General features: G+C 65.8%; 26 protein-coding genes. 17 read left to right on the top strand and 9 right to left on the bottom strand.

The features are described 5' to 3' along the window. Positions 1-637 precede the first annotated feature (637 nt). The 4 genes from ccmA to ACT6Q8_RS11900 all read left to right on the top strand — a co-directional run bounded on the left by ccmA (position 638) and on the right by ACT6Q8_RS11900 (position 4262). Positions 638-1351 (top strand): heme ABC exporter ATP-binding protein CcmA, encoded by a 714-nt coding sequence (gene ccmA / locus ACT6Q8_RS11885; RefSeq protein WP_054166973.1) that lies wholly within the window; start codon positions 638-640, stop codon positions 1349-1351. Further along, positions 1348-2013, top strand: coding sequence for a heme exporter protein CcmB (ccmB, locus tag ACT6Q8_RS11890; RefSeq protein WP_054166832.1), 666 nt, complete (start codon positions 1348-1350; stop codon positions 2011-2013). Before ccmA ends, ccmB begins: the two co-directional genes overlap by 4 nt. 253 nt (positions 2014-2266) lie before the next feature. After that, complete coding sequence (locus ACT6Q8_RS11895; protein WP_444732884.1) at positions 2267-3679, top strand: peptidoglycan DD-metalloendopeptidase family protein; 1413 nt, start codon at positions 2267-2269, stop codon at positions 3677-3679. After that, the gene (locus ACT6Q8_RS11900) at positions 3663-4262 is read left to right on the top strand and encodes a bactofilin family protein (protein WP_444732883.1); all 600 of its coding nucleotides are present in this window, start codon (positions 3663-3665) and stop codon (positions 4260-4262) included. The genes ACT6Q8_RS11895 and ACT6Q8_RS11900 overlap by 17 nt, the downstream gene beginning before the upstream one ends. A 56-nt stretch (positions 4263-4318) precedes the next feature. Here the strand turns inward: ACT6Q8_RS11900 and ACT6Q8_RS11905 are convergent, their stop codons facing one another. The 5 genes from ACT6Q8_RS11905 to znuC all read right to left on the bottom strand — a co-directional run bounded on the left by ACT6Q8_RS11905 (position 4319) and on the right by znuC (position 8130). Further along, the gene (locus tag ACT6Q8_RS11905) at positions 4319-4918 is read right to left on the bottom strand and encodes a periplasmic heavy metal sensor (RefSeq protein WP_444732882.1); all 600 of its coding nucleotides are present in this window, start codon (positions 4916-4918) and stop codon (positions 4319-4321) included. Next, a complete protein-coding gene (locus tag ACT6Q8_RS11910; RefSeq protein ID WP_444732881.1) occupies positions 4915-5445 on the bottom strand; it encodes a hypothetical protein in 531 nt (176 codons plus the stop codon). The genes ACT6Q8_RS11905 and ACT6Q8_RS11910 overlap by 4 nt, the downstream gene beginning before the upstream one ends. Continuing rightward, a complete protein-coding gene (locus ACT6Q8_RS11915; protein WP_444732880.1) occupies positions 5442-6155 on the bottom strand; it encodes an RNA polymerase sigma factor in 714 nt (237 codons plus the stop codon). The genes ACT6Q8_RS11910 and ACT6Q8_RS11915 overlap by 4 nt, the downstream gene beginning before the upstream one ends. 360 nt (positions 6156-6515) lie before the next feature. After that, a complete protein-coding gene (locus ACT6Q8_RS11920) occupies positions 6516-7328 on the bottom strand; it encodes an iron chelate uptake ABC transporter family permease subunit (protein WP_444739383.1) in 813 nt (270 codons plus the stop codon). Continuing rightward, the gene (gene znuC, locus ACT6Q8_RS11925) at positions 7294-8130 is read right to left on the bottom strand and encodes a zinc ABC transporter ATP-binding protein ZnuC (protein ID WP_444732878.1); all 837 of its coding nucleotides are present in this window, start codon (positions 8128-8130) and stop codon (positions 7294-7296) included. The genes ACT6Q8_RS11920 and znuC overlap by 35 nt, the downstream gene beginning before the upstream one ends. 134 nt (positions 8131-8264) lie before the next feature. On the opposite strand from znuC, the gene ACT6Q8_RS11930 reads away from it, so the two are divergent. Both ACT6Q8_RS11930 and dapB read left to right on the top strand, forming a co-directional pair. After that, entirely contained in the window at positions 8265-9200 is a 936-nt protein-coding gene (locus tag ACT6Q8_RS11930) for a zinc ABC transporter substrate-binding protein (protein WP_444732877.1), read from the top strand. A gap of 63 nt (positions 9201-9263) precedes the next feature. Continuing rightward, complete coding sequence (gene dapB / locus ACT6Q8_RS11935) at positions 9264-10061, top strand: 4-hydroxy-tetrahydrodipicolinate reductase (protein ID WP_444732876.1); 798 nt, start codon at positions 9264-9266, stop codon at positions 10059-10061. Here the strand turns inward: dapB and ACT6Q8_RS11940 are convergent. Next, positions 10058-10420: a winged helix-turn-helix domain-containing protein gene (locus tag ACT6Q8_RS11940; RefSeq protein WP_054166839.1), complete on the bottom strand. Its 363-nt coding sequence runs from the start codon at positions 10418-10420 to the stop codon at positions 10058-10060. The genes dapB and ACT6Q8_RS11940 overlap by 4 nt on opposite strands. An 82-nt stretch (positions 10421-10502) precedes the next feature. Further along, the gene (locus ACT6Q8_RS11945) at positions 10503-11243 is read right to left on the bottom strand and encodes a TerC family protein (protein WP_102112146.1); all 741 of its coding nucleotides are present in this window, start codon (positions 11241-11243) and stop codon (positions 10503-10505) included. Positions 11244-11396: 153 nt separating this feature from the next. Between ACT6Q8_RS11945 and ACT6Q8_RS11950 the strand changes: the two genes are divergently transcribed. From ACT6Q8_RS11950 to ACT6Q8_RS11980, 7 genes are all read left to right on the top strand, one after another. Next, positions 11397-12971 (top strand): peptide ABC transporter substrate-binding protein, encoded by a 1575-nt coding sequence (locus ACT6Q8_RS11950; RefSeq protein ID WP_444732875.1) that lies wholly within the window; start codon positions 11397-11399, stop codon positions 12969-12971. 79 nt (positions 12972-13050) lie between these two features. Beyond that, complete coding sequence (locus tag ACT6Q8_RS11955) at positions 13051-14658, top strand: peptide ABC transporter substrate-binding protein (RefSeq protein ID WP_444732874.1); 1608 nt, start codon at positions 13051-13053, stop codon at positions 14656-14658. Between the two features lie 68 nt (positions 14659-14726). Next, positions 14727-15368, top strand: a complete 642-nt coding sequence (locus ACT6Q8_RS11960) for a DsbA family protein (RefSeq protein ID WP_444732873.1) — start codon at positions 14727-14729, stop codon at positions 15366-15368. 3 nt (positions 15369-15371) lie between these two features. Beyond that, entirely contained in the window at positions 15372-15983 is a 612-nt protein-coding gene (locus tag ACT6Q8_RS11965) for a DsbA family protein (protein ID WP_444732872.1), read from the top strand. Between the two features lie 9 nt (positions 15984-15992). After that, positions 15993-16802 carry an aminoglycoside 3-N-acetyltransferase gene (gene aac(3) / locus ACT6Q8_RS11970; RefSeq protein WP_444732871.1) on the top strand — a complete coding sequence of 270 codons (810 nt, stop codon included), beginning with the start codon at positions 15993-15995 and terminating at the stop codon, positions 16800-16802. Positions 16803-16847: 45 nt separating this feature from the next. Continuing rightward, positions 16848-20372: a chromosome segregation protein SMC gene (gene smc / locus ACT6Q8_RS11975; protein ID WP_444732870.1), complete on the top strand. Its 3525-nt coding sequence runs from the start codon at positions 16848-16850 to the stop codon at positions 20370-20372. Between the two features lie 104 nt (positions 20373-20476). After that, positions 20477-21112, top strand: coding sequence for a MarC family protein (locus ACT6Q8_RS11980; RefSeq protein ID WP_444732869.1), 636 nt, complete (start codon positions 20477-20479; stop codon positions 21110-21112). A gap of 63 nt (positions 21113-21175) precedes the next feature. Here the strand turns inward: ACT6Q8_RS11980 and grpE are convergent, their stop codons facing one another. Continuing rightward, positions 21176-21760 carry a nucleotide exchange factor GrpE gene (grpE, locus tag ACT6Q8_RS11985; RefSeq protein ID WP_444732868.1) on the bottom strand — a complete coding sequence of 195 codons (585 nt, stop codon included), beginning with the start codon at positions 21758-21760 and terminating at the stop codon, positions 21176-21178. Positions 21761-21887: 127 nt separating this feature from the next. After that, entirely contained in the window at positions 21888-22925 is a 1038-nt protein-coding gene (gene hrcA / locus ACT6Q8_RS11990; protein WP_054166848.1) for a heat-inducible transcriptional repressor HrcA, read from the bottom strand. 155 nt (positions 22926-23080) lie between these two features. Between hrcA and rph the strand changes: the two genes are divergently transcribed. The 4 genes from rph (at position 23081) to rdgB (ending at position 25190) form a co-directional block, all read left to right on the top strand. Next, positions 23081-23800 carry a ribonuclease PH gene (gene rph / locus ACT6Q8_RS11995; protein ID WP_054166977.1) on the top strand — a complete coding sequence of 240 codons (720 nt, stop codon included), beginning with the start codon at positions 23081-23083 and terminating at the stop codon, positions 23798-23800. A gap of 218 nt (positions 23801-24018) precedes the next feature. Continuing rightward, the gene (locus ACT6Q8_RS12000; RefSeq protein WP_444732867.1) at positions 24019-24204 is read left to right on the top strand and encodes a hypothetical protein; all 186 of its coding nucleotides are present in this window, start codon (positions 24019-24021) and stop codon (positions 24202-24204) included. Continuing rightward, positions 24201-24500, top strand: coding sequence for a helix-turn-helix domain-containing protein (locus ACT6Q8_RS12005; protein ID WP_054166849.1), 300 nt, complete (start codon positions 24201-24203; stop codon positions 24498-24500). The genes ACT6Q8_RS12000 and ACT6Q8_RS12005 overlap by 4 nt, the downstream gene beginning before the upstream one ends. 72 nt (positions 24501-24572) lie before the next feature. After that, positions 24573-25190, top strand: coding sequence for an RdgB/HAM1 family non-canonical purine NTP pyrophosphatase (gene rdgB / locus ACT6Q8_RS12010; protein ID WP_054166850.1), 618 nt, complete (start codon positions 24573-24575; stop codon positions 25188-25190). Positions 25191-25200 lie beyond the last annotated feature (10 nt).

Below are 25200 nucleotides of genomic sequence, written 5' to 3' on the forward strand. Positions count from 1 at the left end.
GGCCCAGGCGGGTCAGATACTGGTCATGACGCCAGGGAGGATCGACGCGCCGATATCGGACGCGCGGACAGAATTAAATGACACGGAGAGCGCAACCGGCCCCCCGAACACAACAACAACCATCGTAGCCTCCAATTCGCCGCCTTGTTTAAGGGACGGACGAGGATACGCGTTACGTCGTTGCATAACCCCACCGGGTTGACGGCTCCGTCCAGTCTTGAAAATGACCATCGGACGGGTGTGGGGGCCATAGGCACGTGCGCTGCGATGAGCGGCTATATAGGGCCGAAGCCCCGGCGGCGAAAGCGGTTTTTTATGTCGGGATCGTGAAAATGCGCATAGGTCGCGTGCCCTGCGCACAAATCACATTTTCGCCACTTTCAGGTCCGACTTTGGTCATGCGGGACTTCCATCTTGCACCTGGGAATGCTGAGGCGACTTGAGACACCCCGTCTCGGCGGACATTTCCAGGCCCCATATGGAATGTCGGCCCGCACCTGTCGGTCCTGCCCCGGATCGGCACCATTTCACGGCCACCGCAAAGCCCCCCGCGGTGGCCGTTTCTTTATCCGGAATCTCTATCTTTCGGCCTGCCCTTTCTGGCATTTTGGCGCCAGCCAGCCAGGAGCGTTCATTCGTGACACAGGGCCAGACCCAATCCGCCGATCCGGGACTCGCCGCCCGCCGCCTGACCTGCCTGCGCGGTGAGCGGGTGGTGTTCGCCGAACTCGACTTCACCCTATCCCCCGGCGGCGCCTTGATTCTGGTCGGGCCGAACGGCAGCGGCAAATCCAGCCTTCTGCGCCTGCTGGCCGGCCTGTCGCGCCCCTTCTCCGGCGCCTTGACCTGGAATGGCAGCGATATCGCCCAGGACCCGGACGCCCACCGCGCCCGCCTGCGCTATGCCGGGCATCAGGATGCGGTAAAGCCCACCCTGACCGCGCTTGAGAATCTGTCGGTCTGGGCCGGACTGGACGGGCTGGACGATCCGGAGGACCGGGCCGGGCGGGCGCTGGCAGCCCTTGCCATGGATCATGTCGCGGACATGCCGGGCCGGTACCTGTCGGCGGGACAGAAGAAACGCGTCAATCTGGCCCGTCTGGCCCTGGCACCGGCACGCACGGCCCCGCTCTGGCTGCTGGATGAACCGGCAACGGCGCTGGACCGCGACTCGATTGACCGGCTGGCCGCTCTGATCGCTGCCCACCGCCGGGCCGGCGGTATGGTGGTGCTTTCCACGCACAGCGATATGGATGTCGCGGATGCGGCCACCCTGAATCTGGCCGATTTCGGTGCCACCGCCGATGACGAGGATGAAAGCCAGGACGAGGCGGCCGGGGTGCCCGCATGAGTGGTTTCCTGCGGCTGTTGCGCCGCGACCTGCGCCTGGCCCTGCGCCAGGGGGCGGACGCGGCCATGGCGGTTCTATTCTTCGTGCTGTGCGTGATCATGTTCCCGTTCGGCATCGGGCCGGAACCGGGCGTGCTGGCGCGCATCGCGCCGGGGGTCATCCTGGTCGCCGCCCTGCTGGCCTCGCTGCTGTCGCTGGACCGGCTGTTCCAAGCCGATCATGAGGATGGCTCGCTGGAGCTTCTATCCCTGTCCTCCCTGCCGATGGAGGCGGTGGCGGCGGCCAAGATCCTGGCCCATTGGCTGGTCACCGGCCTGCCGCTGATACTGGCGGCCCCGCTGCTGGCCCTGTTCTTGAACCTGCCTACCGATGGTTTTCCCATCCTGCTGCTGACATTGCTGCTGGCGACACCCTTGCTCAGCCTGATCGGGGGAATCGGAGCGGCCCTGACCCTGGGGGCGCGGCGGGGTGGTGTTCTTCTGCCTTTACTTGTGCTTCCGCTTTACATTCCCGCATTGATCTTTGCCGCCGCCGCTGTCGATTCGGTGCTGACGGGGCAATCGGCCCGCCCGCATTTGCTGTTACTGTCAGGTCTTCTGGCGGCGTCCCTGCCGCTTTCGCCTTGGGGGGCCGCCGCGGCCCTGCGCGCGGCCCTGGAATAGGGGGCCGGAAAGCCAAAGGGCCTGCGTCTTTGCGCCCGGATGGTTGCATATCCATTGGAAGTACATCGTCCGCGATTCCCGGCTTGCCCGAAAGATGTGCATCCCTTAAATTCCTACCACCGGCGTCCAATGCCGGACCTGCGGATGACAATGTCCGCCAAGTCAAAGCCTGATCTCCGCCTGTGCTGCACAAGCAGGCCAAAGGATCGGCGGCACGGCATTGTGACGGGGGGACGGTTTGCTCGGATTCTTCATGCGCAGCGAACAGGTCATCATCGTTGATGATGACAAGATCAGGTCGGTGACCATCGGTCCCGGCCAGCGTCTGCGCCCTGCCCTTCTGGCCGCTGCCGCCCTGTGCGGCATGCTGGTGGCTAGTGCCGGCTGGATGGCCACCGCCTTCGCCCTGCGTGACAGCCGCGACAGCATTGTCCAGATGGATCAGGGCGCCGCCAATCTGGCCACCCAGTTGGCCGACAGCCGGGAGCAGTTGTCGCGCGTGGCGGGTGACCTGGACAAGGTGCGGGTGGCACTGGATACGGCACTGGCCGAACAGGCGCGGTCACGCGCCCGCATCGACGCCGCCATGGCCGTCCTGACAGGGGCGGACAAGGATGGGTCGAAGACGCCGCGTCAGGTCCTGGCCGCCGTGCGCAATGAACTGGCCCCGCTGCGGGTGGATGCCGAAGCCGGCGACGGCCTGCGCGCCGCCCAGGAATCGCTGCAACTGATCACCGATATCAGCCAGGAAGCGGCATCCCGCCGTGCCCAATCGGCCATCGCCGCCCTGTCCCTGGTGCTGGAGGAGGCGGAGGCCGTCCCCTCATCCCAGCCGACCCTGGCCCTGGCCAGCGAGGGACTGGGCAAGGCGCTGGCAGAAGCGCAGTTACAGGCGCAGCGGGCCCGGACCGAGGCGGAAAACGCCTGGACCGAACGTAACGAGATGGCGACGGCACTGGCCGCCAGCGAACAGCAGATGGCGGAGATCGCCACCGGTCAGGTGGCCCTACTGAACCGTCTGGCACAGCATGCCGAACTGCGCATCGGCGCCATCGAGGGCGAACTGAAGAATACCGGCCTCAACCTGGACAGGGTGCTGCGCGCCATGGGCCAATCACCGGGCGGTGTGGGCGGTCCCCTGATCGGCCTGACGGAACTGCCCAATGGCAGCCTGCCCGCCGCTGCCCAGGCCGCCTTGAACCAGCTCGAGTCGCGGCTGGACCGGCAGGCACGGCTGCGCGCGCTGGCCAATTACCTGCCGCTGACCCCGCCCGTAGATAATTTCTACGTCTCCAGCGGGTTCGGTGGCCGCCGCGATCCCTTCACCAGCCAATGGGCCGCGCATGAGGGGCTGGATCTAGTGGCCAAGGAAGGCTCCCCCGTGACCCTGCCCGCCGCCGGTCGCATCGTCGACGTCACCTATGACGAGGGCTATGGCCATATGGTGGAGGTGGATCACGGCCTGGGCATCCGCACCCGCTATGCCCACATGAAGAAAATCATGGTTAAGAAGGGCGAAATGCTGGACCCTGGCCGTCAGGTCGGGACGCTGGGCGACAGTGGCCGCAGTTCCGGCCCGCACCTGCACTATGAGGTGCTGGTGGAAGGCAAGCCGGTGGATCCGCTGCGCTTCATGGAAAGGGGTCGGCATGTTTGCGAAGGTTAAGGAACGTATCGACAGCACCGCCAAGACCGCCACCCGCCCCAGCGGCGGTGGCAATGGCGGAGGATCCGACCGCCCCATGCCCTCCATCGTCAGCCGTGACATGCGGGTGACGGGCAATCTGGATACGCCGGGCGAGGTGCATGTCGAAGGCAACGTCGATGGCGACATCACCTGTGCCAAGCTGACCATCGGTGCCACGGGCGCCGTAAACGGCCATATCATGGCCGGAACCGTGCGCGTCCATGGGCGTGTGCAGGGAGAGATAAACGCCGAGGAGGTGTTCATCCTCAACGGCTCCTCCGTTCAGGGGGACGTGATCCAGACCCTGCTGGAAATCGCGCCGGGTGCCAGCTTCGAAGGCGCCATCCGCCGACGCGCGGCCGCCGCCCCTACCGCCATGCTGGCCCCGCCACCCGTTGAAGCCGAACCGGCGGCAGAGGCAGAACCCTTGCTGCTGGCCACCGAACCGGTGGAGGCGGAAGCCGAGGCGGCGGTGGCGGAAACCCTGTCCAGTGCCACTGCCGACGAACCGCCCGCCCCCGCCAATAGCGGGGATGATGTGGAAACGAAAAAGGCCGGGTAACCCCGGCCTTTCCCTTTTCTGGATACTGGCCCGATGGGTGGACACCCGCCTTGCTGTTACCTGCCCTCTTCCGGTGGGGGCGGCGGTGGGGCGGCCATCGGGGCGCGATCCGGGTCCAGCGGAATGCCACCCGGCGGCGGTGGCCGCATATCAGGCCCGCCATGCATCCGGCGCTCATTGATCATCATGCGGGGTGGACGCATCTCGGCCAGACGGCGGCGCCCCTCCGGTGACAGCTTGCCCAGCACCTCAATGATCCGGTCGGTCTGCGCCTTCTCCATCGCCTGACGGTCGGCGGCGGCACTTTCCAGTTCCGTACGCAGGGCCACGGGGTCGAACGGGTCAGCCCGCATCAGGTCGCGCAGGCGATCAATACGATACCGGAACGACTTGACCTTCTCCATCATCTTTTCCATGTCGGAACCGAAATGTTCCTTCAGGATCTTGGCGTCGGCTTCGGGCAGATCATCCATCATCCGGTGCATGGCGAACAGGGGACCACCGGGGCCACCCGGCCCGTCCGGTCCCATCATCACCATCTTGTCACCAAAGGGCGGCTTCGGCCCCAGCCAGCGGGGCACCATGGTGCCCAACAGGAAAAGGTTCAGGCCGACCGACACCAGCAGCGCGGTCTGTATCAAACGGTCGCGGTTCATTGGAACAGGCTTTCCAGGGCGGAAGGGGTGAACAGCGCGCTGGGCAGGTCACTGGCGGTGGTCGCGGTGGTGACTGCGTCCTCCCCGGCCATGCCGCCAGCGGCTGTGGAGGCGACGGGGCTGAAGGCCCCGACCAGGATGCCCGCAGCTGTACAGGCGGCCAGACCGGCTGCCCGTGGCCAGACCTGACGCCATCCACCCAGCATATCCCCGACGCGCTGTGCAAAAGGGATGCGGCGCCGCACCAGTCCTGGCACGGGTAGGTCCCCCAGGGCGCCGGCCACCACACGGGCCACGCGATCATCGCTGATCACCGGCGCATCCAGCCGGTCCAGCATCGCATCCAGCATGGCCGCACGGTGCTGTTCAGCCCGTGCCTGGACGGAATGGGCCAGCAATGCCTGTGCGGGTTTGCGCAAATCATCGGGCCATCGCCTGGGTTCGGCCCCATACTGTTCCAGCAGGGCCTGAAAGGCGGCCATCCCCATGGCCTCCTTCCCGCCTGCGCCGTTGATCGGTTCCCTCATTCTTCATCCTCCCCAACGCCCGTGATCCCCAGGGCGGTGAGCCGGCCCCGAAGGGCGCGGCGGGCACGGGCCAGCAGCGATTCCACCGCCGGCACCGACAGGTCCAGAATCCGCCCGGCCTCGGCGGCACTCATTTCCTCGTAATAACAAAGGGAGACAGCCACCCTTTGCCGTTCCGGCAGCCCGGCCAGGGCCGCCGCGATGGTTTCCGACATCTGCCGCCGCGCGATCAGAGAACCGGCGGCGGGTGACGGATCAGGCACATCCGGGGCATCTTCCAACGCCTCGAACCCCTGTTTGCGGCGACGGTCGATACAGAGATTGACGACAACCCGGTGCAGCCAGGTGGAGAACCGGGCAGACCCGCCCGCTTCCCACTGACCGGCCTTGGTCCAGACCTTGACCCAGGCCTCCTGCACCACTTCGTCCGCTTCCGCCGCGTTGTTCAGGACGCGTTGCGCCACGGACAGGGCGCGGGCGGTGTGGCGTGTCGCCAGTACCGTAAACGCCCCCCGGTCCCCGCCGGCGATCCGCGCCAGCAGGGTGTCGTCATCCACCATGGGTTCCGCAAGAGCCATACCGGTCACGGTCACCTGCGTATCCTTATGTCGATCCCGTCCGGCCATACCGGACCCCCGGGCGTCACGCCCCGGCAGGTCCAGCGGTGACGGAAGCCGCTTCATCGCCAGCATGCCCCTTCCACGGGCCATGGCGCAAATCCCTGTCGCGGGCCGCGCAGGACCATCGCCCATCGGCCGAAAATATTTTTGAGCTGTTGCGACAGGAACTGTTTGCGTGTTGCGTAAAAGCAATATCGCGGGCCGGTGCCCATCCCACCCCAAAGCACCGGTCACCGCCGACGGCCCCGGACGCCCCATCCACCGTCGGCACCGCGATAGATGGGAAGCCTGCCCCCGGTCTTCCGGCCCCGCCAGCCCGCCCCTTCAACGGCGGCACCGGCGCCGGGGGCAGCATCCCGAACCTATGTTTAGTTCCTCTCTCCAGAGTGCCTGCCCCCGTCGCCCCTGCCTGGGCGGCGGGGGTTTCTTTTTGTGGGGTGGTTGGTTGCCTTACCCCCGCGCGGGCACGGCCTGACTGGCCAGGAACAGGGCGGCAGCGGCAGCCACTATAGCGGGGCCGGTGGGCACATCGACCTGGAGCGAGGCACCCAATCCCATCGCCACAGCCCCCACCCCGATCAGGGCCGACAGCACGGCCATGCCCTCCGGCCCCTTGGCAAAGCGGCGGGCGGCGGCAGCGGGGATGATAAGCAGGGCGGTCACCAGCAGGATGCCCACGATCTTCATGGCCAGCGCGATGATGATGGCGATCATCAAGGTGAAGCCCAGGCGCACGCGCCGCACCGGCACACCCTCGACCCGCGCCAGATCCTCATCCACCGTCAGGGCCAGCAGCGGCCGCCAGATCCAGGCCAGCAACGCCAGGACGAGAGCGCCCCCACCCCAGATGGCATAGAGATCGGCATCGCCCACGGCCAGGATATCGCCGAACAGATAGGACAGCAGGTCCACCCGTACCGACCCCAGCACGGCAAGCGCAATCATGCCCAGGCTGAGCGTGGAGTGCGAGATGATGCCCAGCAGCGTATCGCTGCCCAGTCGGCGCTGTTCCTGCAACAGGGTGAGCGCCAGGGCAATGGCGAGACAAACCAGCACGATGCCGGTCTGGGTGCCGATCCCGGTCAGGAAACCCAGCGCCACGCCCAGCAGGGCCGAGTGCGACAGCGTATCGCCGAAATAGGCCATGCGCCGCCAGACGATGACGCAGCCCAGCGGCCCCGTGACCAGCGCCAGCCCGATCCCGGCCAGCAACCCGCGCAGCAGGAAATCATCCATGGCGGTGCCCCCCGTGCGCATGCTCATGGCCGTGATGGTGGTGATCGTGGCCGCAGCCCTGATGGTCGCTATGGGCCGTGTGCTCCTGCCCCGCCGGCACGACACAGCCGTCATCGGCATGGGAATGGTCATGGCTGTGGTGATAGATGGCCAGGGCATCGGCATGCCGACCGAACAGGGCGACATATTCGGGATGGCGCGACACATCCTCCGGCTTGCCATGGCAGCAGACATGCCGGTTCAGGCAGATCACCGTATCGGTGCGGGCCATCACCAGATGCAGATCGTGGCTGACCAGCAGCACGCCGCAGCCACGCCGGTTACGAATGGCCCCGATCAGTTCGAACAGTTCGATCTGTCCATGCACATCCACCGCCTGCACCGGTTCATCCAGGACCAACAGGTCCGGCTTGCGCAGCAGGGCGCGGGCCAGCAGCACACGCTGCAATTCCCCGCCCGACAGGGTCTGGATGGCGCGGTCGATGGCGTGGGCCGCCCCCACCTCTTCCAGCACACACGCCATCTCCGCCCGCGTGGACCGCGACCAGAGCGACAGGAAGCGCGCGACCGGCATGGGCAGCGTGACATCAACCGACAGGCGCTGCGGCATATAGCCGATATTCAGGCCCGGTGCCCGCGCAATGGTGCCCTTGTCCGGCTTCAGCAGCCCCAGGCACAGTTTCACCAGACTGGTCTTGCCGGCCCCGTTCGGCCCGATCAGTGTAACGATCTCGCCTGCACCCACGGACAGGGAGACATTGTCCAGAACCGCACGGTCGCCGCGCGTCAGGCTGATATTCCGGGCTTCCAGTAACGGGGGGGCTGTCAAAGGGCGGCTCCTTTGGCGCATGCTGGCTGGGCTGCCCTGCGCATCCCGCAGGGTTTACGCCATGCCCGCCGCCTTGACAAACGTTACATTATAACACATTTGCAGATCAGTCCTCCGGTTCCGGGTCCTTGTCCATGTTGCGCCTTCTGTCCCTTTCCGCCCTGCTGGCCGGCCTTATCGCCCTGCCGGCACTGGCAGCCCCGCCGCCACCCGATGTGGTGGTGACGGTGAAGCCGTTGCATTCGCTGGTGTCCGGCGTGATGCAGGGGGTGGGGGAACCCTATCTGCTGGTGCGCGGGGCCGCCAATCCGCATGCCTTCGCCCTGCGCCCGTCGGATGCCAAGGCGCTGTCGGGTGCCGAACTGGTGGTCTGGGCCGGGCCGGGTGTCGAAACCTTCCTGGAAAAGCCGCTATCCACCCTGGCCCGGTCGGCGCAGGTCCTGACCCTGGTCAAGGAACCGTCGGTCCGGGTGCTTCCTGTGCGCAAGGGCGGGGCGTGGGAGGCACATGATCATGACCATGCGCATGAGGACAGGCCCGACGTCGAATTGGGCAGTGATGGCCATGTCTGGCTGGACCCGCTGAATGCCAAGGCCATCACCGACCTGATCGCCGCGCGTCTGTCGGCGCTGGACCCCGCCCGCGCCCCCGCCTATCAGGCCAATGCCGCGCGGCAGAAACAGTCTATTGATGCCCTGGACGCGGAAATGCGCGCGGCCCTGTCGCCGCTAAAGGACCGGCCCTTCATCGTCTTCCATGATGCCTATCATTATCTGGAGGACCGGTACGGCCTGAACGCTGCCGGCGCCATCACCGTCTCGCCCGACCAGCCGCCGGGAGCGGCGCGGCTGTCGGCCCTTCGTGAACGCATCAATCAGGCCGGTGCCGTTTGCATCTTTGCCGAACCGCAGTTCGAACCGGCCCTGGTCCGCACCCTGGCGCAGGGGACGAAGGCCCGCACCGGCGTTCTGGACCCCGAGGGGGCGAACATTCCCGACGGGCCGAACCTTTATGGACAGTTGATGCGCTTCAACCTGCGCTCACTGGTGGATTGCCTTTCCGGGGGCTGATCCCGGACGCCCGGCATGCTATCGCTTCTGCCCAATCGTTTTTGAGAGCAGCAGGGGATAGCGATGCGTATCGGGATCGTGGGCGGCAGCGGCCGCATGGGTCAGATGCTGATCCGTGAGGTTCTGGGCAACAAAGCCGCCACCCTGTCGGGTGCCACCGAACGGCCCGGTTCCGCCGCCATCGGCCGTGACCTGGGCACGCTGATCGGCGCCGATCCCGTCGGGGTCGTGATCACCGACGATCCCGCCGCCCTGTTCGCCAACAGCGATGCCGTCATCGATTTCACGGCCCCCGCCGCCACGGTCGCCCATGCCGCCCTGGCCGTACAGCATGGAACCGCCCTGATCGTCGGCACCACCGGCCTGTCGCCCGATGACCATGCCAGGCTGGCCGAAGCCGGCACCAAGGCCCCCCTGGTCGTGGCAGCCAATTTCAGCCTGGGCGTCACCCTGCTGGCAGGCCTTGTGCGCAAGGTGGCGGCGACGCTGGGCGATGATTGGGATATCGAGATTGTGGAGATGCATCATCGCCACAAGGTGGATGCGCCCAGCGGCACCGCCCTGGCCCTGGGCCATGCCGCCGCATCCGGGCGTGGCGTCAATCTGGCTGATGTGAAGGATGCCGTGCGCGACGGGCACACAGGCGCCCGCACCATCGGCGATATCGGTTTCGCCACCCTGCGCGGCGGGGATGTGGTGGGCGACCATACCGTCATCTTCGCGACGGAGGCCGAACGGTTGGAACTGTCCCACAAGGCCGGCAGCCGCGCCATCTTCGCCCGAGGTGCCGTCCGCGCCGCCCTGTGGGCTGCCGGCAAGGCGCCGGGGGTTTACTCCATGGATGATGTGCTGGGGCTTTAATCCTCACCGGCGGCGTTTGCTGTCGGATCGAGCATCGCCTCCATCCGCGTCAGGGCCGCCGTGTTGGCCATGCGGCTTTCCGCCTCCACCTGCCGGTAGAGCGCCACCAGTTCACGGCCCCAGTCGGTCAAGGCGGTGCCGCCGCCGCCGCTGCCGCCCGTCTGTCCCGTCACGGCGGGCTGGGTGAAGGCGCGGTTGATCTGATCGACCAGCAGCCAGGCGCGGCGGTAGGACATGCCCATGGATCGGCCCGCCGCCGCGATGGAGCCGGTATCCGCGATGGCTTCCAGCAGCCGGATCTTGCCGGGGCCGATCTGGCTGCCATTGGCGAAGTCCAGGCGCAGGGTTAGGCGGGTCATGGATGCAATCCGGGGCCGTGAAAAGGAAAGGGGCGGCTGTCGCCAGCCGCCCCACACACTTGTGCCGCAAGGGCGGCTTTCGTCAATGCCCGCCGCTGGCCGCTGCCTTGGCCTTGCGGCGCTTTGCAGCGATCAGGTTCAGGCTCTCCACACCGATGGAGAAAGCAATGGCGAAGTAGAGATAGGCCTTCGGGATGTGGAAATGCAGGCCGTCGGCGATCAGGGCCACGCCCACCAGGATCAGGAAGGCAAGTGCCAGCATCTTCACCGTCGGGTGATCCTGCACGAACTTCGACGTCGGGCCGGCGGCAAACAGCATGACCGCAACGGCGATGATGACGGCGGTGACCATGACCGGCAGGTCATTGGCCATGCCCACGGCCGTGATGACGCTGTCCAACGAGAAGACGATATCCAGCACCATGATCTGGGCGATGACCCCACCGAAGGTGGCGACGGCACGGGAGCTTCCCTCCTCCTCATGCTGGCCTTCCATCGTGTGGTGGATTTCCTGCGTGCCCTTGTAAAGCAGGAACAGACCGCCCCCCAGCAGGATCAGATCGCGGGCCGAAATGGCCAGATCAAAGATCGTGAACAATGGCTCTGTCAGCGAGACGATCCAGGCGATGGAGGCCAGAAGGCCCAACCGCATGATCAGGGCCAGTGCCAGACCCAGTTGCCGCGCCTTGGCGCGCTGCGCCTCCGGCAGGCGGTTCGCCATGATCGAAATGAAGATGATGTTGTCGATGCCCAGCACAATCTCCAGCGCCGTCAAGGTCGCCAGACTGGCCCAGGCACTCGGGTCGTAGATCCACTCAAACATTCTTTCCACCTGCCCCCAGGAAATGATTTGTTAAGGATAGCACCATAGTAGGGCCATTTGCCGCCCTGCAATATGACAGCAGCGGACCTTGCGGGCGAACGGGAGAGGGCATAGCGTGGCCGCAATCTATGCTCATGAGGGAAAACCAAGCCCATGCGCCGTCTGGCCCGCTCGCTTTTGCTCTCCTCCCTGGTCCTGCTGCCCCTGATCGCCCCTGTCAACGCCATGGCGGAAACTGTGTTCCGTCGCGGCATCGGGTCAGCCCCCGGCACCATTGATCCGGGCAAGGCCGATCTGCACCCCGAATCCATCGTCATTTACGATCTGTATGAAGGGCTGCTGACACCGGGGCCGGATGGCAAGCCCATCGCGGGGGCCGCCGCCAGTTGGGAAATCAGCCCCGATGGCAAGACCTACACGTTCAGCCTGCGCCCCGAGGGCCGCTGGTCGGACGGGTCGAAGGTGACGGCCAAGGACTTTGTCTATGCCTGGCGCCGTCTGGCCAGCCCGCAGCAGGCCTCCCCCTATGCCTACTATGTCTGGCCCATCGTGAACGGCAAGGAGGTGACGGCGGGGACCAAGCCGCCGACCGAGTTGGGCGTGGAGGCGGTGGGCGACCTGATGTTCCGCGTGAAGCTGACCGAACCCGCCGCCTATTTCCTGGGTCAGGTGGCGCATCAGTCGATGTCACCGGTGAAGGAGGGCACCACCCCCGGACAGGTGGGCAATGGCGCCTATAAGCTGGCGGAGATGGTGCCGCAGACGCACCTGAAGCTGGTGAAGAACCCGTATTTCCGCGATGCGGCCAATGTGAAGATCGACACCGTCATGCATATCGTGACGGAGAATGTGGATACCGAACTGAAGCGGTATCGCGCCGGTGAGCTGGATGTGACCTACACCCTGCCCGTCACGGCGGTGGATTGGGCACGCAAGGAGGCGGCAGCCGATTACACGCCCACCCCCACCTATTCCACCTTCTTCCTGGCACTGAACCTGACGCATGAGCCGTGGAAGTCGGCGCCCAAGCTGCGTCAGGCCCTGTCCATGGCCATCGACCGCGAGATCATTGTGGACAAGGTGCTGAACGGTGACCTGCGCCCGGCCTACAGCTTCACCCCGCCCGGCAAGGTGGCTGGGTATGAGCCGCCGCGCCCCGCCTGGGCCGCCATGTCGCAGAAGGAACGCGATGAACAGGCGAAGAAGCTGCTGATCGAGGCCGGATACGGGCCGGGGGGCAAGCCCCTGCCGCCCGTTGAAATCCTGCTGACCCAGAATGAGAACAACAAGCGCGTGATGGTTGCCGTGGCCGCCATGTGGAAGCAGAAGCTGGGCGTGGAAGTGGTGATGAACAACCAGGAATTCCGTGTCGTCTCCTCCATCGGCAATCAGAAGACCTATAAGGACGCACTTTATTACGGCTGGATCGGCGATTTCCCCGACCCGATCAACTTCCTGAAACTGTTGCGCAGCGACGTGGCCCAGCAGAACTATCCCGCCTATCAGAACAAGGCCTACGACGCGCTGCTGGACAAGGCCAATGCCAGCCTGGACCCGGCGGAACGCATCACCCTGCTGGGACAGGCCGAAGCGCTGTATCAGGCGGATACGCCCCTGATCCCCATCATGCACAATACCCGCCGCCGTCTGGTCAATCCGCGCGTCACCGGCTGGACCAAGGCGCCGCTGGACCAGAACCCGACCCGGTTCCTGGACATCAAGGGCTGACATTCTCGGGCTGACAGTCACCGGCATAGTCGCCCGTCAGGGCTCGCCTCCGGCTCGACCTGACCTACGCATTGGAACAATGATGAAAAGCTTCCGCCTTCTGCCGCTGCTGGCCCTGGCCGCCCTGGCACCCCTGACGCTGTCCCCCGCCGCACAGGCCGAAATGGTCTATCGCCGGGGTACCGGCGCCACGCCCGATACGCTGGACCCCACCAAGTCAGAGACGCAGCCCGCCGCCCGCATCATCTATGACCTGTTCGAGGGGCTGTACACGCTGGACGCCAAGGGGCAGGGGCGCCGCGCAGTGGCGGAAAGCGAAAGCGTCAGTGCCGATGGCCGGGTCTACACCTTCACGCTGCGCGCCGATGCCAAATGGTCGGACGGGACGGCGGTGACGGCGGCGGATTTCGTCTATTCCTGGCGCCGGCTGGCCGACCCCAAGCACGCCTCCCCCTACGCCTATTTCGTCTGGCCGCTGGCCAATGGGCAGGCGGTGACGGTGGGCAAGATGCCGACCGACAAGCTGGGCGTGGAAGCGGTGGATGCCCGTACCCTGAAGGTCACGCTGGAACGGCCCACGGGCTACTTCCTGGCCTCGTTGCAGCATGTGGCCATGGCACCGGTGCAGAAGGCCAATATCGACAAGTTCGGGGAGAATTTCACCAGCCCTGGCAATCTTGTCTCCAACGGTGCCTATACGCTGGCCGAATATCTGCCGCAGTCGCATATCAAGACGGTGAAGAACCCATTCTATTACGACGCGGCCAAGGTCAAGATCGACACTGTCTTCTCCTACCCGATCGACAATCAGGATACGGAATTCAAGAAGTTCCGGGCGGGGGAACTGCTGGTCACCGATACGCTGCCCAATCCGCAGATCAATTTCGCCAAGGAGAACCTGCCGGCGGCGTTCCGGGCGGGGCAGACCTATTCCACCTATTACATGTCCTTCAATCTGAAGAACGAACCCTGGAAATCCAATCCGAAGCTGCGCGCCGCCCTGAACCTGGCCGTGGACCGGGAGGTTCTGGCGGAGAAGGTGGTAGGGGGTGGTGAGAAGCCGGCCTACACCTTCACCCCGCCCGGCAATGTCGGCGGATACGAGCCGCCGCGCCCCGATTGGGCGGCACAGACCCAGGCGCAGCGGGATGAAATGGCCAAAAAGCTGTTCGCCGAGGCCGGGTATGGGCCGGGGGGCAAGGAACTGCCCGAGATCGAGATCCTGCATTACACCAACGACAATGCCCGCAAGGTGGTGGTGGCCGTGGCCGCCATGTGGCGACAGAAGCTGGGCGTTAAGACCCGGCTGAACAATCAGGAATTCCGCGTGGTGGCCACTATCGGCAACCAGAAATCCTATCCGGACATCATGTATTACGCCTGGATCGGCGACTATCCCGATGCCAATTCCTTCCTACAACTGTTCCGCAGCGACGTGGAACAGCAGAACCTGCCCGGATACAAGGACCCGGCCTATGACAAGCTGCTGGACGAAGCCAATGCCAGCACCGACCCGGCCCGGCGCATCGCCCTGCTGAAACAGGCGGAGACGCTGGCACTCGCGGCCAACAGCATCGTGCCGCTGACCCACAATACCCGCCGCCGGCTGGTCGATCCGCGTATCAAGGGCTGGACCCCCAACCCGCTGGATTTCAACCTGTCGCAATATCTGGAGGTGGCACCGTGAGCGCCTTGCCGCCGCCATCATCATCCCCTATCGTCGGCGCAAACATTCCCCTGGTGGAGATCACATCCGTGAGCGGTTCTGACTTTTCCCGTCGCCAAATCCTGGCCGCCGGTGCCGCCCTGTCCCTGGCGCCCGCCCTGCCCGCGCTGGGTCAGGCAGCCCCCGCCATCGACGTGAAGGCCGCGACGGCGGACATCGTCTATGGCAATCCGAACGCCAAGGTGACGGTGGTCGAATATGCCTCGCTCGCCTGCTCGCACTGCGCGCATTTCGAGAAGGAGATGTTCCCGACCTTCAAGAAGGAATTCATCGATACGGGCGAAGTGAAGCTGATCTTCCGCGACTACCCGCTGAACGGTCCGGGCCTGCGCGCCCATATGCTGATGCGCTGTGCCGGCGGGGCCAAGACCCAGGCGTTGAAGACCGCCATCTTCAACAGCCAGGCCACCTGGCTGAACCAGAACTTCCTGGCTAACCTTGCGAATATCGGCAAGCTGGCCGGCGTGTCGCAGGCGCAGTTCGATGCCTGCATGGCGACCAAGCCGCTGGAAGATTTCATCATCAAGAGCCAGTACACGGCCCAGCAGGAACATCAGGTCAATTCCACACCGACCTTCATCGTCAACGGCGAATATGTGATCGCCGGCGCCTATCTGGACCAGTTGACCGACGCCGTGGTCAAGGCAGGCGCCAAGCGCAAGGCGTCGTAAGCCATGTGGGGGCGGCGCTTCCTGATCCTGGCGGGCCTGATGTCACTGTCGATGCCGGCCCTGGGTCAGGGGGCGACGACCGCCCCCACCTTTACCGACATCACCTATGGCAGTGAGAAGGCACCCATCACGGTGGTGGAGTATGCCTCCCTCTCCTGCCCGCACTGCGCCCATTTCCACAGCGATATCCTGCCAAAGCTGAAGGCCCGCTTCATCGATAACGGGCAGGTACGGCTGGTGGTGAAGGACATTCCCAACAATGCGCCCGGCCTGCGCGCGGCACAGCTTGCCCGCTGCCTTGGCGACGACAAGCATGCCCGGCTGGCCGATGTCCTGTTCAAGACGCAGGCACAGTGGCTGAACAATGACTTCATGAACGGTCTGGCCCGCATAGGTGCCCTGGCCGGCGTCGGCCCGGCGCAGTTTCAGGCCTGCATGGCCAACCGCCAAGTGGAGGATTTCATGATCCGCCGCCAGCAGGAGGCGGGGCAGCGCTGGCAGGTGATGGGCACCCCCACCTTCATCATCAATGACGGCGCCGCGCGGGTGGAAGAAGCCAGCGAGGCGAAGCTGTTCGCCGCATTGGAAAAGCTGGGCGCCAAGCCCGCACCCTGACGCCAGCCGATGACCGATCCTCTGCCCCGATCCCCAGATGCCATCGCCGCCGATCTTGCCCGGTTGGGCATCGCGGCGGGCGATCTGGTCATGGTGCATGCCGCATGCCGCGCGGTTGGCCCCGTTATGGGTGGGCCAGATGGGATCATCGCGGGCCTGCGCCGCGCCGTGGGGCCGGATGGCACCATCATGGCCTATCTGGATTGGGAAGCGGCCTGGGAGGATTTTATCGACGCGGATGGGCGGGTGCCCGATGTCTGGCGCCCGCATGTCGTGCCCTTCGATCCCGCCCGCACCCGTGCCGCGCGCGACAATGGCGCGCTGCCGGAATTCCTGCGCACCGCGCCGGGGGCGGTGCGCAGCCTGAACCCCGGTGCTTCGGTTGCGGCACTGGGTACGCTGGCCGATGCCCTGACCCGCGACCATCCGCTGAATTACGGTTATGGCCCCGGTTCGCCGTTGGCCCGGCTGGTCGAACGGGGTGGCAAGGTGCTGATGCTGGGGGCGCCGTGGGACACGATGACCCTGCTGCACCATGCCGAACATCTGGCCCGATTACCCGACAAGACGATCATCCGCCGGGAAATACCGTTCGCCCGCCCCGATGGCGGCATCGACTGGTGCTGGATGGAGGAGTTCGACACCAGCGAGCCGGTGAGCGACCGGCTGCCGGAAAATTTCATTGAGCAGATCGTGACCGATTATCTTGCCACCGGCGCCGGGCGGCGGGATATGGTGGGGGCGGCACCGTCGATCCTGGTGGATGCGGCGGATATCCTGCCCTTTGCCATCAAATGGCTTGAACACACCGCCAGTTAAGCCTACCCATCGCGCCCTTCCCCGCTACCGACCCCCCGGCTGCCCGTGCATTTCGCGAAACTCCGTCTTTCCGGCTTCAAATCCTTCGTCGATCAGACAGAGCTGCTGATCGAGCCGGGGATGACGGGCGTTGTCGGCCCCAATGGCTGCGGCAAGTCCAACCTGCTGGAAGCCTTGCGCTGGGCCATGGGCGAAACCTCGGCCAAGCGCATGCGGGGCGAGGATATGGACGATGTCATCTTTGGCGGCACGGCCACGCGTCCCGCCCGCAATATCTGCGAGGTGACGATGGTGCTGGGCAACGATGCCCGCACCGCCCCCCCGCCTTTCACCGATGCCGAAGAGTTGGAGATCACGCGCCGGCTGGAACGCGGGTCGGGGTCGGATTACCGCATCAATGGCAAGCTGGTGCGCGCCCGCGACGTGCAGATTCTGTTCGCTGACCATTCATCGGGCGCCAACAGCCCGTCCATGGTCAGCCAGGGCCGCGTTGGTGCTCTGATCAATGCCAAGCCCGGTGACCGGCGGCAATTGCTGGAAGAAGCGGCGGGGATCAGCGGCCTGCATGCGAGGCGGCATGAGGCGGAATTGCGCCTGCGGGCGGCGGAAACCAACCTGACGCGGCTGGAGGATGTGCTGGCCGCCATGGATGGGCAGTTGCAGGGTCTGCGCAAGCAGGCCCGCCAGGCCCAGCGCTACCGGCAGGTGCAGGACCATATCCGCCGGGCCGAGGCGCAGCTGCTGCATCAGCGCTGGGACGAGGCCAACCGCCTGCTGGACCGCGCCCGCGACGGCCACGCCGCCGCCGATACCACCGTGCGCGACCAGATGCTGGCCGTCAGCAGCACCGCCACCGCCCGCGATGAGGCGGCAGCGGCCCTGCCCCCCCTGCGTCAGGAGGATGCCGCCGCCGGTGCCGCGTTGCAGCGCCTGATCGTCGCGCGCGAACAGCTGGACGCCGAAGAGGCGCGGGTGAAGGAGGCGCATGGCGCCATGCAGCGCCGTCTGGCCCAACTGGCCACCGACCTTGCCCGCGAACGCGCGCTCGCCGCCGATGCCGACAATGCCGCCGCCCGTCTGGCCGAGGAACGGGCCAGCCTGCTGGACGCGCAGGGCGAGGAGGCGATGGAGCTGGAGGCCGCCGAAGAAGCGCTGCTGACCGCCCGCGACGCGGTGGAGGTCGGGGAACGCGACCTGTCCCGCGCCCTGGAAAAATCTGCTGCCGAGGAAGCGGCCCGCAGCGCCGCCGGCAACCGCCTGCGCGATGCCCAGGCGCGGCTGGGCACCCTGGAAAGGCGGTTGTCGGAACAGGCGGCTCAATTGGCGACCCTGGACAGCCAGATCAGCGACGATACCGCCCTGGAAGCAGCGGCAGAGGCGCTGGCCATGGCCGAGGAACGGCTGGAGTGCGCGCGCGAGGCCGCCGAGCAGGCGGAACTGGCCAAGCAGGAGGCCGACAGCGCCCTGGAACAGGCGCGCAGCGACGGGCAGGCCAGCATGGCAGCGGCGCGCACGGCCCTGTCACAGGCAGAGGCGCGGGATACGCAGCTGCGCGCCGAACGCGATGGCTTGCGAGCCCTTCTGAACCTGGAAGAAGAAGACCTGTTCCCGCCGCTGATCGATGCCGTCACGGTGGCCGCCGGCTATGAACAGGCGCTGGCCGCAGCATTGGGTGACGATCTGACCGCACCGCTGGACGAGGCGGCGGCCCGGCATTGGCGTACCCTGCCGCCGCTGGACATCACCGCCCCCCTGCCGGCGGGGGTGGAACCGCTGTCGGCACAGGTGAAGGCACCGGCGGAGATGGCGCGCTGCCTGTCACATATCGGGCTGGTGGCCGATGCCGCGACCGCCCGGCGGCTGGCCCCCACCCTGTCGCCGGGGCAAATCCTGGTCAGCCGCGATGGCGGGGCCTGGCGCTGGGACGGGTTGACCACAACGCCGGGTGCGCCCACGGCAGCGGCCATCCGCCTGACCCAGCGCAACCGGCTGGCCGAGATCGAAACCGCCCTAACCCAAGCCGACGCCGACCTGTCCGCCGCGCGCAAGGCCCATGGGGATGCCAGTGCCGCCGCCGATGCCGCCATCCTGACGGCGCAGCGGGCGAATGAGGCAGCTCAGGCCGGCGACCGGCAAGCCCGAGAGGGCGTGCGCCACGCATTCACCGCCGTCGATCAGGCCCGCAGCGCCCAGTCGCGGCTGGTCAGCGAGGCCGCCGCCGCGCGGTCCAAGCGCGACGCCATGGTGCAGTCCCTTGACCTGCTGAGCAGCGACAAGGCCGAGGCGGCAACGCTGGTGGCCGAGGCGCAGGCAGCCCTGGACGACCTGCCCGACCCGACCCTGTCACGCATGGCGGTGGCCGATGCGCGCGGCCATCTGGCCGAACAGCGCGGGCATCTTTCGGGGGCACAGGCTGCGGTGGACCGGGTGAAGCGCGACGCCGAACAGCGCCGCCGCCGCCTGTCCAGCCTGGAAGCCGAAGAGCTGTCCTGGAAGGTCCGTGTCGAGGGGGCGGCCAGCCGCCTGTCGGAACTGACCGAGCGCGCCGAGGAAGGGCGGGCGGAGCTGGAGGCGCTGAGCGAACGCCCCTTGGAGATCGCGGCGGAGCGGGAGAGTTTGCGCGGCCATATCGCCACCGCCGAACGCCGCCGCCGCCAGACGGGCGATGCCCTGGCTGAGGCGGAAACAGCCCAGACCCAGGCCGAACAGGCCGTGCGCAAGGCGGAAAGCGCCCTGGCCGACGCGCGCGAGGCCCGCGCCCATGCCGAGGCGGCGGTGGCACAATCGCTGAACGCCCTGGCCGGTCTGGTGGAACGTATCCGCGAGAAGCTGGATTGCGAGCCGGGGGAGGTTCTGTCCGCCGCCGGTATCGACCCGGATGATGAAATGCCGCCGCCATCACAGCTGGAACAGCGGCTGTCGCGCCTGCTGGAGGACCGGGAACGCATCGGCCCCGTCAATCTGCGGGCCGAGGTCGAACTGGCCCAGATGGAGGCGGAGACCGCCAAGCTGACCGGCGAACGCGACGACCTGACGGCCGCCATCGCCCGCCTGCGCCAGGGGATCGGGGCCATCAATCGCGAGGCGCGGGAAAAGCTGCTGGCCAGTTTCGATCTGGTGGACGGGCATTTCCAGCGCCTGTTCACCAAGCTGTTCGGCGGCGGGTCGGCGCATCTGAAACTGACCGAATCGGATGATCCGCTGGATGCGGGGCTGGAGATCTATGCCAGCCCGCCGGGCAAGAAATTACAGGTCCTGTCCCTGCTGTCGGGTGGGGAACAGGCGCTGACGGCCCTGTCACTGCTGTTCGCGGTGTTCTTGTGCAATCCCGCCCCCATCTGCGTGCTGGACGAGGTGGACGCACCGTTGGACGAGGCGAATGTCGGCCGCTTCTGCGACATGGTGGAGGAAATGGCGGCCAGCGGGGCCACCCGTTTCCTGATCGTCACCCACCACCGCCTGACCATGGCCCGCATGCATCGGCTTTTCGGTGTGACCATGATGGAGCGCGGCGTCAGTCAGCTGGTCAGCGTCGATCTGGCCCGCGCGGCGGAAATGGTGGATGCCTGACGCTCATGCTACCACCCCCTTCCATTCCGCCCCGCCATCCGTGCTATGGTTCGGCCCACAATCCAACGCGCCCCGAAAACGGGGACATATAGCCGGACATCTCCATGGAAGCCTGGTCCGAATATTCACGGTTCCTGATTGCGCTTTTCGCCATCCTGACCCCGTTTGCCGCCATTCCGATCTTCCTGGGCATGACGGAGGGGCGCGGCGCCAAGGAACGTAACTCCATCGCCCTTTCCGCCGTCATGACGGTGGCGACGGTTCTGGTCAGTTCCGTCTTTCTGGGCGATGCGATCCTGACGGTGCTGGGGACCAGCCTGGCCAGTTTCCGGGTGGGCGGCGGTATCGTGCTGCTGCTGATCGCCCTGTCGCTGCTGAACGCCACCGTGTCGGGCGTGAAACAGACGCCGCAGGAAGCGGACGAGGCCGGCACGCGTCAGGCCATCGGCGTGGTGCCGCTGGGCCTGCCCCTGCTGGCCGGTCCCGGCTCCATCTCTGCCGTCATCATCGAGGCGCAGCGCGGCGTGGGCTGGGAGCACTATGCGGTGCTGGTCGGCTGCATCCTGGCGGTCTGCGCCTTCCTGCTGCTGACCCTGCGTCTGGCCGTACCCATTGGCAACAAGCTGGGCCAGACCGGCCTGAACATCATGAACCGCCTGACTGGCCTGCTGCTGGCCGCGGTCGCGGTGGAGATCATCGCCGCCGGCCTGCGGGCCCTGTTCCCCGGCTGGATGACGTAAGACGGTACCTTCTCCCTCCCAGGCCCGAACGGCGGGAGGGAGGGAGAAGAACCAGTACGTTTATTACGCGCTGGTGTTCACATGACCACCGACATCGCCCTTGGCGACGCCGACAATGGCTTCGCGCAGCAGGCGGCCATGGATCGTGTAGCCGGCCTGCAGCACCTGAACCACGGTGCCGGCGGGCTTACCGGTATTTTCGATCTCCATCATGATCTGATGGAAATTCGGATCGGCGGGGGTGCCCAGCGCCTCGACCTTGGCGATGCCGGCGCGGTCGAAGGCGGCGATCAACTGGCGTTCGGTCGCTTCAACACCGGTCAGCAGGTTGCCCACCGCCTGATTCTCGGCCCGCACATCCTCGCCCACCGCCTCCACGGCGCGGCGCAGATTGTCGGCCACGGCCAGCAGTTCCTTGGCGAACTTGGCGACGGCGTACTTGGCGGTGTCCTCGCGCTCACGCTCCGCCCGGCGGCGGACATTCTCCGTCTCGGCCAGGGTGCGCAGCATCTGGTCCTTCAGGGACGCGACCTCCGCCTCCAATTGGGCGACGCGGGCCGCGGCCTCGGCACCGGCCTCGGTCGTGCCGGCCTGGGCGGCGGGCTCTGCACTGGGGTCGCTGTCGTGGGTGTTGATCGTGTCGGTCATCGCGGAACTTGCCCTTGGGAAATCTAGGGGGTGGGAAACGGCCCTCTGGTTTAGGCGGGATTGCACCGCCTGTCGAGATGCCGTGACCCAGAAATAGGGTGCCATACCCCCAAACCGCAAGGGGAGGTCACCCCATCAACCTGCCGATCAGCTTTGCCGTATAGTCGACCATAGGGATGATGCGGGCGTAATTGATGCGGGTGGGGCCGATGACGCCGATGGCCCCCACGATCTGTTCCTTGGTGTTAGCATAGGGGCTGACGATCATGGAACAGCCGGCATGGGAGAACAGGTCGTTTTCCGCCCCGATGAATATCTGCACCCCTTCCGCCTTGCCCGTCGCGTCCAGCATGCGCAGCATCTGTTCGCGCGTTTCCAGCGCCTCGAACAGGGTGCGGATGCGTTCCAGGTCAGAAATGGCGGTGACATCCTCCAGCAGCTTGGCCTGACCGCGCACGATCAGATAGCCCTGGCTGCCCCGCGCGCCGGACCATGTGGCCAGACCCGTCTGCACTACCTTTTGGGTCAGGCTGTCCAACTGGGACTTCTGTTCTTCCAACTCCTTCAGGATGAAGGCGCGGGCCTCGGCCAGGGTGCGGCCCACGACGCGGGCATTCAGGTAATTGCTGGCCATCTGCAGGGCTGATGGCGGCAGGCCAGTCGGCACCTCCACCACCCGGTTTTCCACCAGCCCATCCTCGGTCACCAGCACCACCAGCGCCCGGCCCGGCGACAGGCTGACAAACTCGATATGTTTCAGGGGGCGGTCGGTCTTGGGCGCCAGGACCAGACCGGCGCAGGAAGAAAGGCCGGACAGAAGGTTGGTGGCCTCTTCCAGCACCTCTGGCACTGACCGACCGCGGGCCGAACAGGTGGCCTCGATATCCTCCCGCTCCCGCTCCGTCAGGTCGCCCACCTCCAGCAGGCCATTCACGAACATGCGCAGGCCCGCATCGGTGGGGATGCGCCCGGCCGATGTGTGCGGGGAGATCAGCAGGCCCAGTTCCTCCAGATCCGCCATGACATTGCGGATGGTGGCGGGCGACAGCGTGGCCGTCAGCCGCCGCGACAGGGTGCGCGATCCCACCGGCTCGCCGGTCTGGACATAGGCTTCCACGATATGGCGGAAAATCTCCCGCGACCGCTGGTTCAGCTCAGTGATCATGCCTTTCGCACCGGTCCCTTGCCGTTGCATTCGTTAAGAAGATTAGTCGGCGGCACCGGCCAAATCAATGGAGGGAAGACCATACCATGGCTGGACGCAGCCGCACCCCCATTGCTATGACGATGACCGGACACCCAAGGATAATGGAAGACATCATGACCCGCCCCTCTGGCCGTCTGGCCGATCAGCTTCGCCCCGTCAGCCTGGAGACAAATTTCTCCCGCCATGCGGAAGGGTCGTGCCTGGTGAAGTTCGGTGACACGCATGTGCTGTGCACCGCCAGCGTGGATGAAAAGGTGCCCCCCTTCCTGCGCGGCAAGGGCCAGGGCTGGGTGACGGCGGAATATGGCATGCTGCCGCGTTCCACCCATACCCGCACCGACCGTGAGGCAGCCAAGGGCAAGCAGTCGGGCCGCACCCAGGAAATCCAGCGCCTTATCGGTCGTTCGCTTCGCGCCGTCACCGACCTGAAGGCCATGGGCGAGGTTCAGATCAAGGTCGATTGCGACGTGATCCAGGCCGATGGCGGCACGCGCACGGCCAGCATCACCGGCGCCTATGTCGCCCTGCATCTGGCGTTTCAGCATCTGGTGCGCGTGGGCACCCTGTCCACCATCCCCCTGATCGATCAGGTCGCGGCCATTTCCTGCGGCATCTACAATGGCGTGCCGGTCCTGGACCTGGATTACCCCGAAGACAGCAATGCCGGCGCCGATGCCAATTTCGTGCTGACCGGTCGTGGCGGCATCGTGGAAATCCAGGGCACGGCAGAGGACAAGCCGTTTGACGAGAGCGAGTTCATGGCCCTGATGGCCCTGGCCCGCAAGGGCATCGGCGAACTGACGACACTGCAACGTCAGGCTTTGGGGCTGTAAGGGCGGGAACGAATTGACAGATACTGCGGCATTGCCGCAGTATCTGGACATAAAAATACAGGCCATCACCGTTGTTGAATTGATCGGCTTTCAACGGCGGGCGGAGAAAATCCTCATCCGCCGATGAGCATAAGGCAGTCATCGACTTCTTTGCGCTCACCCCCTTGACGGGTGACGAGATTCAGGGAACCGGAGGTGTCCGTAAGGTCCGCTTTGCCATGGGTACCAAGGGAAATTCCGGCGGCGCCCGTGTCATTTATTATTTCTACAACGACACGCTGCCACTCTATGCCCTGTTGATCTATGGCAAGGGAGAGCGGACAGACCTGTCGGCAGATCAGCGCCGAACCGTGTCAAAGCTGGTTGATGTGCTGCGCGCCGCTGCGAAGGAGCTGCCCCGATGACCAGATCGAATTTTGCAGACGACCTGACGGAAGCGCTGGGGGAAGCAATCCGCCATGCCAAGGGCGAGGATACCGGTGCTGTCTCTCATGAGGTCAGCGTCGAGATGGTGGATGTCCGGGCCATCCGGACAAGTCTGGGCCTCTCCCGTCCAAAATTCGCCGAACGTTTCGGCTTGGATGCCCGCACCGTGCAGGACTGGGAACAGGGTCGCCGCCGTCCCGACAAGGCAGCGCAATCCTATTTGAAGGTGATTGCTTGTAATCCTGATGCGGTGGCAGGGGCGCTGGCGACATAGGGGGGCAGTTGTTGCCTTGACGTCGTTTTAGCAGCTATCTCATAGCCGTCATCCCGCCCACCCGGAGCCCCCATGACCATCCCCCGCCTCTTCACTGGTGATACGCTGGTTATAGCCACCCACAATAAGGGCAAGGTGCCAGAGATTGCGGCGCTGCTGAAAGACCACGTCGCCAACTTCCCCAGCGCGGGCGAACTGGGGCTGGGGGAGCCGGAGGAGACGGAGACCACCTATATTGGCAATGCCGTGCTGAAGGCGCGGGCGGCGGCCATCGCGTCGGGCCTGCCGGCGCTGGCCGATGATAGCGGGCTGTCGGTGGATGGTCTGAACGGCGACCCCGGCGTCTATTCCGCGCGCTGGGCCGGGCCGACCAAGGATTTCACGCTGGCGATGGAGAAGGTGCGCGTAGCACTGGAAGCATCGCCGGACCGCAAGGGCGACCGCGCCGCCTTTATCTGTGCCCTGGCCCTGGCCTGGCCCGACGGGCATGTCGAGGCGGTGGAGGGCCGGTTTGAAGGGCGCCTGACCTTCCCGGCGCGTGGTGCGCGCGGCTTCGGCTACGATCCGATCTTCATTCCCGACGGTCATGACATCACCTGCGGGGAGATGGACCCGGACCTGAAACATGCCATCAGCCACCGCGCCGATGCCTTCGCCAAGCTGAAGGGACGCTGTTTTCAAACAGGCTGAAAAGGATTCG

Source organism: Niveispirillum sp. (assembly GCF_052437035.1).
In the GTDB taxonomy this organism is placed as follows: Bacteria; Pseudomonadota; Alphaproteobacteria; order Azospirillales; family Azospirillaceae; genus Niveispirillum.